This window comes from Janthinobacterium sp. P210006 (genome assembly GCF_036231885.1).
GTDB lineage: Bacteria > Pseudomonadota > Gammaproteobacteria > Burkholderiales > Burkholderiaceae_D > Janthinobacterium > Janthinobacterium violaceinigrum.
The window spans coordinates 120,728-134,501 of record NZ_JAZARD010000003.1 but is presented as its reverse complement, the minus strand read 5'-3'; the positions used below and the strand labels follow the sequence as shown (position 1 = coordinate 134,501).

The 13,774-nt window shown below is 66.2% G+C and carries 4 protein-coding genes; 1 reads left to right on the top strand and 3 read right to left on the bottom strand.

Features of this window, described 5'->3' with window-relative positions; translation table 11 throughout:
* Window positions 1-65: 65 nt before the first annotated feature.
* On the bottom strand, window positions 66-461 hold the full coding sequence (locus tag VPH41_RS14680; protein ID WP_328570602.1) for a hypothetical protein: 396 nt from the start codon (window positions 459-461) through the stop codon (window positions 66-68).
* 848 nt (window positions 462-1,309) lie between these two features.
* Here VPH41_RS14680 and VPH41_RS14675 point away from each other — a divergent pair.
* Window positions 1,310-2,131: an Imm49 family immunity protein gene (locus tag VPH41_RS14675; RefSeq protein ID WP_328571225.1), complete on the top strand. Its 822-nt coding sequence runs from the start codon at window positions 1,310-1,312 to the stop codon at window positions 2,129-2,131.
* Window positions 2,132-2,419: 288 nt separating this feature from the next.
* On the opposite strand, the gene VPH41_RS14670 is transcribed toward VPH41_RS14675, so the two are convergent.
* Window positions 2,420-2,617, bottom strand: coding sequence for a hypothetical protein (locus VPH41_RS14670; protein ID WP_328570601.1), 198 nt, complete (start codon window positions 2,615-2,617; stop codon window positions 2,420-2,422).
* A 22-nt stretch (window positions 2,618-2,639) separates the two neighbouring features.
* Window positions 2,640-13,772, bottom strand: coding sequence for a LysM peptidoglycan-binding domain-containing protein (locus VPH41_RS14665; protein ID WP_328570600.1), 11,133 nt, complete (start codon window positions 13,770-13,772; stop codon window positions 2,640-2,642).
* Between the last annotated feature and the right edge of the window lie 2 nt (window positions 13,773-13,774).

Here is a 13,774-nt window from a genome sequence, read left to right as displayed (position 1 = left end):
GGCGGTGTGGGAGATGGTAAAGCGGTTGCAGATAAGCGTGTGCCACTGCCTCGTCTCTGGCGCTATTACGGGCGTGATATTGCCCCGAGTGACAGTGTGACCGCGTAGCGCTGCTGCCTTGGCGTATCTTTGAATGTATTGGAGCGCTGCGACTGCTGATGTACCGAAACGAAGGCGTCATCGCTCAGAAGCCTCTGGTAGCAGGTATGGGCGAACGGACTAGTTTCGCCCATACCTGCCGCTACAAGCCGAGAATAGTTGGCGACCGCCTCGTCGCGCGTAGCGCCAAACTGGCTCAAGAGCCGGTCACGCGCCAACCAGTACGGAGCTGGCGCGTCGTCCAAAAAATAGCGATGACTGTTCCAGTGCCACTCATCGGGCGGTGCCACCAGGTGCGCCCGGACCGGATTCAGTACGATGTAGTGTGCCAATTCCAACAGATAGTTTTCTTTCTGCACCAAGATAGCTTTGTAGCGGCCCTGCAATATTTGTCCGACAAGCTGGTGGTGCCAATTGAAATGCTGGGTATATAAGCCGTTCAGTTAGCGCATGCCCTGCGACAGATTTGCCTCGACCGTTTCAACGAGCAGATGATAATGATTGCCCATTTGGCAGAAGTTATGCATGACAAAATGGTGCGGCTTGCATACCAGGGCTAGCACTTTTTGCCAGGCAAGACGATCGGTATCATCCCGGTAAATGGTGCGACGCCGGTCGCCGCGTGAAGTAACGTGCTAGAGAGCAGCGGCGAACTCAAGTCGTAGTGGTCGCGTCATGCGGTAGACGGTATCTGAGCAATGCACATTGGCACTGAGCTTGCGCAGAGGTTCCTATGTCGGTATGGCTCAGGCCGTGTCGTAATGGCGGACCTGATCCCGTCTCTCTACCTGGGAGCGCCCTTGTTTCGTATTCCTTCCGGTCGGCCTGGATCAATGGCAGCGGCCAAGCAGGAAATTATGGCTCAGGGCCTGAGGCCGGGGTGCAGCACGGCGGCGCCGTCAAAGCGCCCGGAGGACAGGTCGCCAGCGCTTCGTCGGCCTGTGGCAGCGGATAAACCAATGACGCCGTCTTGAGGCTGAAACGTTCTGCGAGCGCTAAGAACGCCAAATCGTCGGAGCGGGTCAGCGACTTCGTTGGATGAAGCGCAACTTGCCGCAGGTCGGCACGGCCAATGTTGAGATTGTGTACGAATGCGGGATCAGCCCCCGCCCTGATAAAACTTAATGGAGCGAATACCTCAACTAAACTGGCGCTACAGATGTAGCGATAATGTGGCAGTGACCATAAAATCAAACGGAGGTAGGACGTGATGGCGGAACGTAGTCCAGCAGACAGGTTGAAAAATCTTTTGTCAATTTTGGAGGGGGGAGTTGCCGACTCCGTTGATAGCTACATGTATCGGCGCAAGAAAATGCGGCTAGGTGCTGTTCTCACAACTCTGGCTGAACACGCGCGTATTAGCGCCATTGGCGGTTTCTTCGTGGAAGGAAATCTCGATAAGTTTAAGCAGAACTGTTATCTCGCTAGCCGGTTGGCACTGGCGAGCATTGGACAGGGTGGTGGCGCGAGCTTCTGTGTTGGAGGTGAATTGTTGTATGGTATGCTTTCCGACAACGAGAAAGTGATCGCCGCACTCGCAGTTGCGGAAACCGAACAGCTTGTTCGACAGCGTAACGGCCCCACTCTCACTGCATTTCATGTCCACATGATCCAACTTGCATTGCGCGGTGACGACGTTGCCTTGCTGTCCAAAATTGAGAAGGTGGCCAAGAACGGCCGCAAGCCAGATCGTGCCGACAGTGCTGCAGGCCAGGATTTTTTCTCCCTGTTGCTTAAACGTGAGCAAGCTGGCCTGGAGAATTTCATACAGACGCGAAGTGCGCGCATCAAGAGTGCGGATGTGTCCGAAGAAAATTTCCTTTCCTATCTGGGTGTGCTGCAGACCAAGCTATGCTGGATCAGGGGTATCCCCGTCCAAATCGACAGCCCCCTGGTACCGATGGCATTGATGCCGGTGCGCCCTTTGGCGCACTATGACGATGTCTATGAATTCCTTGCTCCTGAATGGGTTTCTCCTCCCCAAGGTGTCGTCGCAGACATGCTGCGTTGGATAAAAAGACAGTTTGAGTGATTCAGTAAGCGGTATGCGTCTGCCATTTGGCTCTTGGAATAATGTTTGCTCAGTGTCTGAGCGACAGATTTACCCCTCATTTCCTTCCTGCCTCTCATCCCGCGTAAGTGCCCCTTACTCCAGCTCAGATATCATCGGTATGTATGGTATGGATCGAATATCGATGATAGTCCGACCTCGCTCTTTAATTAAGTGGGCGTAGTATGTTAAAAATTTGGTGGATTTTTTAAGTGTGACTGAAAGGTGTTGAAAATTTCACAAGTATTAATTTTATCTTCAGGAAAATTTTTATATATATCGGTATTCGCTTGTGGCATCGAAGCAGATATTGAATGAAAACATTGCCATTAACCAGCCTGCCACCAGCGGAAACTCGCTCATCTTCGCGGCGATTTGCCGGCGCGGCAAGAAGAGCTCATTCCCGATGCGTTCAGGCTGGCCGATGGTGTTGGCGGCCGGCTGTCCAGCCAGCCACGCCACGTCCATCTGCCTTGATCGCTTCCATGCCTCACGCGCCTGCCAGCACGTAGCGTACCGAGCGGGCCATCATCAGGGGCTTGTCGCTGCTGTCGTCGTTGGCGGAAAACAGGCTGATGTCGAAAAACAGGGCCGCGTTCGTATGCGACGGCTGGGTCTGCGAATCCCAGGTGGCGATAAAGGCAGCCAGCTCTTGCGCCAGCGTGTCGATCGAGGCCTGGTGGTCGCCATTGATCTGCAGCTTGACCGCCGGCAGCAAGGCGATCGGCAGCAGCGGCACCAGCCTGGTTTCGGCGGCGGCCACGGCGCTGCGCGCGCCACGCACGGCGCCTGCTGCGGCTGACTGGCGTAGCAGTTCATAACCGTAGCTCACGGCAATTTTCAGCGTGCGCTCCAGATTGCCGGTAGCAGCGCTGCGGGTTAGCAAGCTTTGCAGGAAAGCTTGCAGCGCCGCTGCCAGCTGGTCGATGGAACCGCTGCCGATATCGACGTCGTGGTCTGCCTGCAGCAGCGGAATCAGCGGTGCAGGAAAGGCCGTGTACGGCGTCTGGTAGACGAATAGCGGGCTGGTCTGAACGCCGTCGACCAGGTCGGCATTGCGCACCACCGAGGCCGATAGCGTGAAGTTAGGCACCATCACGGCATCGAGACTGGCCACCGTGGCCTGGTATTGCAGCGCGCTATCGCGCGGTACGCCGGCCGGATAGGCATATACGGCCTGCGATGGCGTCGACGACTGCAAGGTGAGCGCCGCCATGCCGGCGCCGCTGGCATCCACCGCCAGCGCCGGCCACAGCGGTGCCGGGTTGGCGGACGCGGCGCGGACCAGCAGCGTGCTCAGGTCCGGGCCGCTGCCAGGCGCCCGGGTCAGCGTGTAGGCATAGGTGCCGGGGACGATTTCGGTGCCGGCCATGGCCATCGACGTCAAGCGCGGCGGGGTCACCGCTGCCGTCGTTGGCCATGCGGCGGCCACGGCCGCAGCCAGCGCGGCGAAGGCGGCCACCGCACCCACGGTGGCGGCGCTGGCCGGGCTGCCGCAACGGTGCGCCGCCAGCAGGCCCGCATCGGCGCCAAGCGCGGGCCAGACTGTGATGAACTGCGCCAGCGCGGCGAACAGGGCGTCGACATTGCCGGCGTCGGCCTGGCGGCCCAGCGCGTCGCCCGCAGCGGTGCCGACGTCGATGCGCAGTGCGCACTGGTCCTGGTCGGCATCCTGGTGGGTCCAGGTGGCGTCGGCATTCCAGCGCACCAGGTCGTTGCCGCTGAGCGGCACGGGGATGGACGCGCTGGCGTTTTGGCCGACCAGCGTGGGCGGCAACGGATATGCGCGCAGCGAAATCGGCAGTACCACGCCGGCGATGCTGCCGGTGGCGCTGTCGGCCGGATGGACCAGGGTCAGCCAGGTGGAGGTCTGGTAGCCGTTGCTGTCTGGCAGGGCGGTGGGCCGTTCGATCTGCGCCACTTCGTAGCCGATATCGACGGTGGCCATGCGCGCGCTGGCCGGCGCCTGCAGGCTGAGCAGGAACGACGCGAGCACCGGCGCGCCCGTGTCGGCCAGCACCACCTTGGCGGTGGACAGCGAGGCATTGTTCAGGCGGGCCGACGAGTCGGCTGGGATCAGGCTTGCGCGGCCGGACAGGCGCGGCGCCATGCGTGCATCGGTGAACGGCGCATCGACCTCGACGCTGGCCTGCACCACGCCCTCGATCAGGTAGGCGCTCGACAGTTGCTGCAGCAGCGCCTGTTCCATCGAAGCGACCGCGTCCGCGCGGCGCGGGTCGGGCTGGCCGTATTCGCCGGGGCCCTGGCCACCCAGCACGTACTGCACGCGGCCTGCCACGGCGGCGGCCAGCGTGCGTTTGGCGCTGACGATGGTATCGAAGCCAGCCAGCGAGATTTCCTGCGCCGGCACCGCATAGTCGGGAGCCAGCATGCGGTCCATGGCTTCCAGGAAGGTTGCGCCCCATACGTCGAGGTCGATGCCGGCAAAGCTCAGCGGCAGCGCGGCGCCGCTCAGTCCCGTGCCCGACACGTAAGGCGTGACCGGCACCGAGCCCGACACCAGCGAGGTCAACAATGGTGGAATGGCAAACGAGCGCACCGTCGATGCCGGATCGAAGCGGTAGCCGATCGCGGGACCGCGCCGATTGCCGAAATTGACGATCCATAGCGCGTGCTGGCCGGGATTGTCGCTCTCGGCATCGGCTGCGCCGGTAGCCACGCGCACGCCGGGCAAGGCGCTTTCCACCGCGCTGGCCAGGGCGTCGAGCGACAGCGCTGCGGCCTGGCCGGCGGCCGCTTGCGGCGGCAGGTTCACTGTCGCCAGGCCGATGCCGGGGATGGCTTTGAAGTCGTCGGCGATCAGGCCGGTATTGCGCCGTTCGGTGATCGCTACCTTCAGCTCGACAATCGGTTCGGCGAACGCCGGCGCGATCTGCACCGACGCCGACCACGCGAGCGGCGGCGGCAGGATCAGGGCGCCCGGCACGATCAGGGCGACGTCGGCCAGTGCGGCGGCCAGCGCATCGAGCGTGGGTGCCGTGCCGCCGGGCGGCGTGTACAGGCCGATCAGGGCGTTGAAGGTATCGAACTGGCCGGTGGTGTGGGCTATGCCATCGAACGGCGGCAAGGTAACTCCCGACGCCAGCAAGCCCAGCGTGCCGGCATTGGTGCGCGCCACGCCCGCCACGCTGCCCGCATAGCGCGCGGCGATGCGGGTCAGTGTATCGGCCTGGCCGTCGCTCTGGGCCAGCGCGCACATCGGCGGCGTGATCCAGCACGCGCCGGGCCGGATCAGTTGCGTCGTGGTGGCATTGTCGCGCGCCAGCGAGGCGGGCGTGACAGTATGGTTCGCTTGCGCAAAAGCGCTCACCAGCGATGCGAAGGTGGAATCGGCAAGCGACGTTACCGTGGCGCCGCTGGCGGCGTCCAGCACCGGCGCGCCGGCCAGGAACAGGCCGGGCAGGTCGATGTTCAAGGTGCCCAGCGCGCTGGCGTCGTTGCCGGCGAACTTGGCCGCGATGGCCGCGAGCGTGCTGTCCGTGGCCTGGCTGCGGTACACCGCGTGACGGTCGTGGCCCTGGTTGTCGATGGAGGACGGAAGCGCCAGCTCGGCCTTGGGCGCCAGCACGGCGCCCGCGTTGACGGCGGGTGCCGGTGCAAGACCGTCCCAGCGCGCCAGGCCCAGCGCCGCCAGTGGCACCGGCTGGTTCGCCGCAAAGTGGGCCAGCGTGGTGCCGGCTGCGGGCGCGTCCGCGCTGACCACGCGCAGATACAGCGAGGTACCGGCCGCAAACAGGTTCGGCACGGTGGCGTTGACGGCCGCCAGGGTGGCGATCGGCACGCCGAAGCGCTGCGCCAGCGAGCCGAGCGAGTCGTGCGCGGACGGCAGCAGGTCGTCGACCGACAGCGTCACGGGCGTGGCGAACAAGCCCGCCACGTTCTGGTTGGCGAGGGCGATCTCGCCGATGGTGACATTGCGCTGCAGCCCGGAGAATTTGCCCACCAGCGTGGCAAAGCTGTCGTTGTCCGTGGTGAGCTGGGCACCGGCAACGGCGAGCGCCAGGCCGTTGCGCAGCGCCGCCTGCGGGTTGGCCGTGCCCAGGCCGCTGACGGAACACTGGCTGGCGGCGGCCAGCGCGGCCAGGGTGTCGCCGGCGCCAGGGATGAGGGGCCGCGGCGGCGCCACCAGGTCGTTGGCCGGATCGAGCAAGGCCCATGGATTTTGCCGCACCAGCAGCTGCGCATCGATCTCCCAGGCTTTTGCAATGCCGTCCAGCGTATCGCCGGCCACGGTGGTGTACAGCTGCGGCACGTCGAGCGGCGTCGCGCCGAACACGCTGGCGTAGAGCGCGGCGCCGTTGGCGTTGAACAGCCCGGCCGGCGCCAGCGTATGGCGCGCCGCGACGTCGCCCAGCGTTTCGCCGCCGCTGGCGCTGAAGACGGCGGCGCGGGTTGCGCACAGCGCGTCGAGCACGGTCCAGGCCGACATGACGAAGCCCTGGATCTCCGTGGAAGACAACGCATGCTGAACTTGCGGCGCTTCCAGCGTGGTCGCCAGCGTGAAGCCGATATCCGGCTGCGCCAGCTGGTAGTAGACGCGCGCGTAGGTGGCGCGATCGGTGGCCGCGTTGCGTAGCGCGCTATCGGGGCTTACCGTCGGCGAGACGCAATACTTATCGAGCTGCATCGACAGTGCCACTTGCAGCGCGGGATCGGCGCTGCCGTCGCCGCTGAGCGTGTAGGCCAGCGCCGTCGCCGGCCAGCGCGCCATGCCGAGCAATTCGTCGAAATAGCGTACGGGCTGGCTCAGGGTCTGGGCGCCACCCGGCATCGGCAAGGTGTTGCCGTATGGGTCGGCAAATTCGAACGCGAGCGTCACCTGCGCACCGGCGTCCACGCCGGCATACGGGCTGCGCGCTGCCGCCGGCAGTGCGGGACTGCGGCTGCCGCAGGCGTTGAGCGCGAACGGCGCGATCGCCACTGCCTGGTGGTAGTCCCAGTGGTCATTGAGCGTGTCCGATGGCGCGTTGGCGCCGTTTTCCGTCGGCAGGCTTTGGGCCGGGCCGGTCGGCACGGCCGCGCCGCTGGCGTAGAATCCGGCCGGGCCGGTCAGGTTGGGCACCACGCGCTGCGCCAGCATGTGGAACAGCTCGGCAACGATGCTGTCGCCATCCATCGCGGTTGCCTGAAGCGCGTTGGACGGGTCCGGGTTCGGGCGGTTGAGCTGGAAACCGGCGTTGCCGGCCGCGATGGCGGGGGCGCGGCTCAGTGCCCCGGCGCTGAACTGCAGCAGGCCCGTGGGCACCAGCAGCGCCGCGTGGGCATTGCCCGCGTAGCTCGCCAGCGCCGCGGGCGTCAGGCCATTGCGCGCGGCCAGCGTGCCCAGCGTGTCGTCCAGGCGCACGGCGTCGGTGCCGGAGGGGACCTCGGCCAGCGCACCGGGGCGCAGCAGTTGCGGAACGTCCGCGTTGATGGTGGCAATGGCGCCGGCATCGAGCGCCAGGCCAAACGTCTGCAGGGCATAGGCCTGTGCATCGTTCAGCGAACTTTGCCCGGGCACCAGCCAGGTTGCCGGCTGTACGAATACATTGCTGGTGCCGGGATCGAGGTTGTCGCCGGCGATGGCGCAGTTATTGAAGGGCAGTATGGGCGCATGCGCGCCATTTTGCGATTTCAGCACGATCAGCAGCGTCAGTTCCGCTTGCGCACCCTTGCTGAACAAGGCGGCCGGCAGCGCGTCATTGGGCGCCGCGTAGCGCAGGTAGTAGCCGCCGCTGCGCACGATCGAGCATTCCCACAGCATCTGCACGAAGGCCGCCGCCTGAGCCAGCGGGGCCACATAGGTCGGGGCGCCGCTTTGCTGGTCGAGCAGGAACGGCGAGCGTTGCGACCGCAGCAGCGGCGCGGCGCTATGACTGAGGGTCGACAGGTTGGTCTGGACCAGCGCGGTCGGGGCGCCCAGGTCGTCCGAGAACATGCCGCTGGCCGTCGATGCGGGATTCGGCGAATACAGCAGGAACAGGGTGGCGTCGTCGTGGCCCAGTTGCGCCAGCACGGCGTCGAGCAGGGCGAGCCCGCTGTCGTCGACGCCGGTCACCATGATGGTCGAGGCGCCGCTGGCGCTGGCCGCGGCCGCGCCGGACAGCTGCTGCACGCCGACCCGTACCGCCGTAGCCCACGCATACGCCCTGGCGCCGCGGACGCTCATGCCGGCGCCGGCGGTTTCCTGGGTGCCGATGGAAAGGGCGTACGGCGGCTGCGCGGCGCCGTCGGCCTGCAGCTGCGCGCACAGCGCGTCCGGGAACATCCAGATATCGGGGCTGCCGGTGACGCTGCCGGCGGCGGCCGGCGCATACACGGCGTCGGCCGGCAAGCTGGCAGGCTGCCAGGCCAGGTGGCGCTGCAAGGTGTAGCGCGTGGGCGCAAGCCGGAACAGCGGCAGCGCGGCAAGAGAGACGGGCGGGGCGAAGGCGGCGCCGCCGATCGCGGCGATGACGTCGCGCTGCTCGCTACTGAGCGGAAACGCCAGCGGGGCGGGATTGACCATCCAGCTGGTTTTTCCATCCGGCGCCAGCGTGAACTGGTAATCGTCGGCCAGCGGCGGGGCCAGCGCGAACTGCTGCCCGGTTTGCGCGTACAGGGGCAGGGTGGCGATGGCGCCCAGCGCATGCGGCTCGCGCATCTGTTCCAGCGTCAGCTTCCGGAACGCGCTGTCGGCTGGGTCCGGCAAGCGCAGGCCGGACAGCATGAAGCGCGACGCCATCGGCGCAATCGTACGCCACTGGGTGGCGGCCAGCGCGGCAAGCAACTGCTTGACCGTCATCTGCTCGGCGTCGGCGACGATGATCTGCGCATTGGCGGCAAAGACCGGCGTCTGCGAAGCGTCGAGCGTAGCGGCCAGGCCGTCCAGGCTCAGGTTGAACAGCGAGGCCAGGCTGGTGAAGCTGTCGCCCGCGCGCACCGCGTAGGCCAGGTCCGGCAGGTCCAGCATCGCTTGCGGCGCCAGCAGCGCCGTCGCCGGCGGCAGCGCCAGCAGCGCCGCAGTGACCGTGGCCGGCGTGGTCATCAGCATATCGGCCAGGCTGTCGATGCTGTCGCCGGCCAGCAGCGTATGCGCTACGGGGGGCAAGGCCAGGGCAAGACCGGCCGGCAGCGGCGCGGCCGGGTCGGCTGACGGCAGCGTGTTGTGCGCGATGACCCAGGCGGCGGCAGCTGCATTGTCGATCAGGCCGCCGGCCAGGCCGATCAGCGAAGCGGCGACCGAGGTGAAGGTATCGCCCGCAACCGTGGCATAGGGGCCGAACGGCGAATGCGGCGGCATTGCCAGCTGCGCAAAGCGCACGGGATCGATGGGCAGGCGCAGGGCCGCGATCGGGTCCTGCGTGGGAAACACCGCGGGATTGGCCTCGAGCAGGGCTTGCGCCTGCGTCTGCAGGCCTGGCAGCTGCTGCAAAAAGCTCTGCGGCGCGGCGCGCGCCAGCAGGCGCGTGACGATCAGGTTCACGCTTTCGCCGGTCAGGCTGGTCCAGGCCAGGCCGCCGAAGGCGACGCTGATCCCGGCGCCGAGCAGGGCGCCGTTGGCGGCGTTGCGCCGGGCCAGTCCGGCTGCGCTCAGCTGCGCGTCGGCCGGGAGCACCTTGTTGAAGGCCGCGGCGACGCTGGCAAAGCTTTCGCCCAGCGCGACCTGGTGCTGCACGCCGGCAAACGTGATGCGGCTGCCTTGCGCCAGCAGCGCTGTTTTGGCGCGGTTCGGCGAGACCACATTCAAGGCGGGCAAGCCCGGGTCGCCCAGTGCCGCGCGTACCTGGGTGATGCCGAATGGCTGGTCCAGGCTGAAAGGCAAACTCTGCATGACGTCGCCGGCCGCCTTGACCACCGAGCGCATCAGCATGGCGAAGTACTGCTCGAACACCACCTGCGCCATCGGCGTGGGCGCGGCGGCGCGCACCATGGGGGCGGCCGCATCGCCGCTTTGGGCGACGAACTGTTCGTAGTCGACCGCCAGCAGCGCGAAATAGGCGCGCATTTTCTCGAGCGTGGTGGCGTCCAGCGCGTTGTAGGCGCCGAAATCGAGCGGCGCGCCCGCGCCGGCCGTCATGCTGAGTACGGGCGGCATGGGGAACACGGCCACCCCCGTCTCGTCGCCGTTCGCCTGCGCGGCCGGCGCTGCGATGGTGAACCGGTAGTTCAGCCCCAGGAAGGTGTCCAGGAAGCCGCCGTAGCTGAGCGCGGCCGCCAGCGTGGCGTCGTCGGCGAACGCGCGTGCCAGCAGCGCCACGTCGTCGTGGCTGACCAGGGTCGCATCGGTTTCGCCCAGCGTGGCGCGCGCATTGAGGATGGCGCAGCGCACCAGGCCCTCGAGCACGTCGCCGATGCCGGCATCTGCGGCACCGGCCTGGAGCGCCGTGTGCGCGCGCAAGCCGGCCGCGCGAGCCGGGATGCCGTTGCCTATGCCGAGCAGCATGACGCCAGCCACGCCGCCATTGGCCCTGGTGAAGGCGGGCATCGCGTGCAGGGTGACGGCGCGCGGCGCGGCGAAGACGGTTTGCGGCTGCCAGTCGAGCGTGATGTCGCCGGCGTCCAGGCGGCGCTGGATCAGCTGGCGCCGCGCCAGGCGGGAAAAATCGGCGTGCATGCGCTGCTGCGGCGCGTGCACGCCGGCGTTGTCGGCAAACAGCTGCAGGCGCGCCGGCGCACCGCTGCCGGAAGCCAGCACCCACGGCGTGGGCGAGGCCGATCCGATGCTGAACGAGGCGCTGACGGTGGCGCTGAACGAGCAGTGGATGGTGAAGAACACGATCTTGATGCTGACCTGGACGGATACGCCGACCGACATCGAAATGAGGATGGGCTGATGGGCTTCGATGACCACGATCACGCTGGCATAGGCCGTTACCGAGACGCTGGCCTGGATGATGTAGAAGTCGATGGTGCCGTACAGGCGGCCGACGATGGAGACGGTCCCCTGCAGCCAGTAGTATTCCACCTTGTCCACGGCGGCGTCGCTGGGGTTGAACCAGCCGATCACACCCTCGACGATGCCGACCACGACCACCGATAGTCCGCCCGACAGTATCCCTTCGTCGATGGTCTTGCCGACGCCGACCGACAGCGCGATGCCGAACTCGATGACGGGGTCGAAGCGGCCGTTGCTGATCCTGGGGACGCGGCTCGAGGTGTCGCCGTCGAGCAGGGCGAAGTAGAAGCCGCCATAGCCGATAAAGGGGAACACTTGCAGGCAGAATGAATTGCTGAAATCCAGGCCCTTGGGGAAGCCCAGGTCGATGCGGAAATTGCCGTTGCTGTAGATGTCGATGGTGACTTGCGGCAAGGTCAGCGACACCTCGCCAAACTCCAGGTGGCGCATGGCGTCGGGCAGCTGCAGCTCGATATGGTAGACGCCGATGGTGTCGGTGACCTTGCGGTACAGGATTTCGAACTTGAGTCCGGCAAAGCTCTTGGCGCGCTCGCCCGCCAGACTGATCAGGAGGCCGTACAGGTTCGGATCGTTGAACACGAACGCCAGCTTGACGGTGCCGAGCACGGTAAAGTCGGCGCCCACCAGCCAGCTGCTGTCGCTGCGAAAGCGCAGTCCGTCGGGCGAGGTGAGGTTGGGCAGGTTCGAGCCGCCGGCCGGCAGGGCCAGCTGTTCCAGCTTGGCGATGACGGCTTCCACGTTGGCCGGCTGCCAGCTGGGCGCAAAGCCCACGTGCTGGCCGATGCCCACATAGCGCAGGTCCAGCAGCTTGTCGCCGCCGCCCGGCACAGCGGGAGGGTTGTCGTTGATCGGGTCCCAGGCCAGCGGCGGCTTGCCGGAGTCGCCGCCGAATTCCACGCCCAGCAGATTGCCCGCGAGCGTGATCTTCGTCGTGCTGGGGCCCTTGGCGTTCTGTTGCCAGGAGATGCCGAGCTGGGTCAGCGTCAGGAAGCCGAGATCGATCGTCTTCACATAGTCGATGTCGACCTTTTTGTTGGTGATGTCGACCTTGAGCACCAGGGCGTCGAGCGAGATGTCGAGCAGTTTGTCCCACGGCGCGCCGAACGACACCGTATAAGTGGGGTCGACCAGGTGCACGAGGTGGCCCAGCATGGTGCCGACCGTCTCGTCGACCAAGTGCACGGTGAAGGTGCAGCCCACTTTGGGATCGCTGCTTAGCGCGGCGTTGACCTGGGCCCGGATCGGCCCCAGGCCGATCACCCCGTCCAAAGTGGCGCTGTACTTCTTGACGGGACCGGACGCATCGATTGCCACGCTGATGGCCATGTCCTCGACCGTCAGCAGGCGCGTGCCGAACAGCGCGATGCTGGCGCTGGCGATGGCGCCGATGCCCAGCTGGCGGCTGGTTTTGTCGATATCGATCCAAAAATTGCCCACCGAAATGGTGAGCAGGTCGGCCGGCACGTTCAGGTCGCCGCCGAACAGGGTCTTGTTGACGGCGGCCAGCGACAGCACGACCGGAGCGCCGCTCTGGCGGCCCGTGATGTGCAGGCTGGGCAGATACACGTCGACGTCGAACTGCATCTTGCCGTCGTAATCGAAACCCGCATGCAGCAGCAGCGTCTGTACCGTGCCAGGCCGGAGGAAAGTGACGTCCCAGGTTGCCCTGAGCGATAGCGTATAGGCGTCCCACAGGGGCCAGGGCTTGAGCGTACCCACGACCAGGGTCAGCGCGTTGACCTGGGCCGAGGTGGTCAGGGTCATGTTGTAGCCGATGAAGCCGAAGGTGTCGAAATACGGCTTGAGCTCCTGGGCCGGGCCGCTGAAGAATGCGTTCCACGATTGGCCGCCGACCAGCGAACCGAGGCTGAGCAGGCTGGCGCTGAAGGCGCGCGGCATCACCGACAGCTGGATCAATGGCGATTCCGGGTCCGACAGCGGCAGCGCCAGGGTCACGTCGAGCACCACCTGGCCGTCGTTTGCCGATCCGGCCGAGATCGTCGCGGCCAGCGCGACGTCGGTGAAGTGCTGGACGGTGCCGTCGGCCCCCGTGGTGGTCGCGTACTGGACGACGACGCGCGGCTGCTCCAGCGTCAGGATGCCGTCGATGCCGAACGGCGCGATATTCAGCTCGGCCCCGAGCCGGAACGCCAGCTGGCCCTTGGCGTCGCGCAGCAGATCGCCGCCCAGCGGGAGCGCGGCCTTCAGCTGCAGCAGGTCGGCCAGCGCGCGCAGGATGCCGTCCGGGACCAGGCTGCAGGCCAGGCGCAATCCCTGGTCCGCCTGGGCGCTGGCGAGCACCAGCGCGCTGCCGGTGAGGGCCAGCTGGTCGTAGGGCTCGAATGCGATTTCGGGGAAGCTGCTGCCCAGCGCCCAGTCGGCTGCCGCGCCGCTGGCCAGCTGCTGCGGCTGCAAGGTCAGGGTGACGTCGATGCTGCTGCCGAACGCGAAGGCGATCGACGCCGCGCGCCCGTCCAGGTTCAGGAAACCGTCGGCACCGGACGGCACGCCGGCACCGGCAAGCGTAAAGCCGGCCGCCGGCGGGTCGAGCGGGATCGTGGCCGGGTCCACCAGCAGCAGTACGGCGCCGTCGTCACGTTGCAGGTTGCGGCGCACCAGGTCGTCGAAGCCGCTGATGCCCAGCAGGGCATCGTCGATCCGGACCTGGCCGTTGCTGCCTGCCTGTTGCCTGAGGGCGTACGCGAGCTGCTGTGCTGTGAGCATGG

Excerpts from the sequence above, each read along its gene's own strand:
- VPH41_RS14675 (WP_328571225.1), top strand. The coding sequence starts at position 1,310 with ATGGCGGAACGTAGTCCAGCAGACAGGTTGAAAAATCTTTTGTCAATT.
- VPH41_RS14670 (WP_328570601.1), bottom strand. The coding sequence starts at position 2,617 with ATGGACGTGGCGTGGCTGGCTGGACAGCCGGCCGCCAACACCATCGGC.
- VPH41_RS14665 (WP_328570600.1), bottom strand. The coding sequence starts at position 13,772 with ATGCTCACAGCACAGCAGCTCGCGTACGCCCTCAGGCAACAGGCAGGC.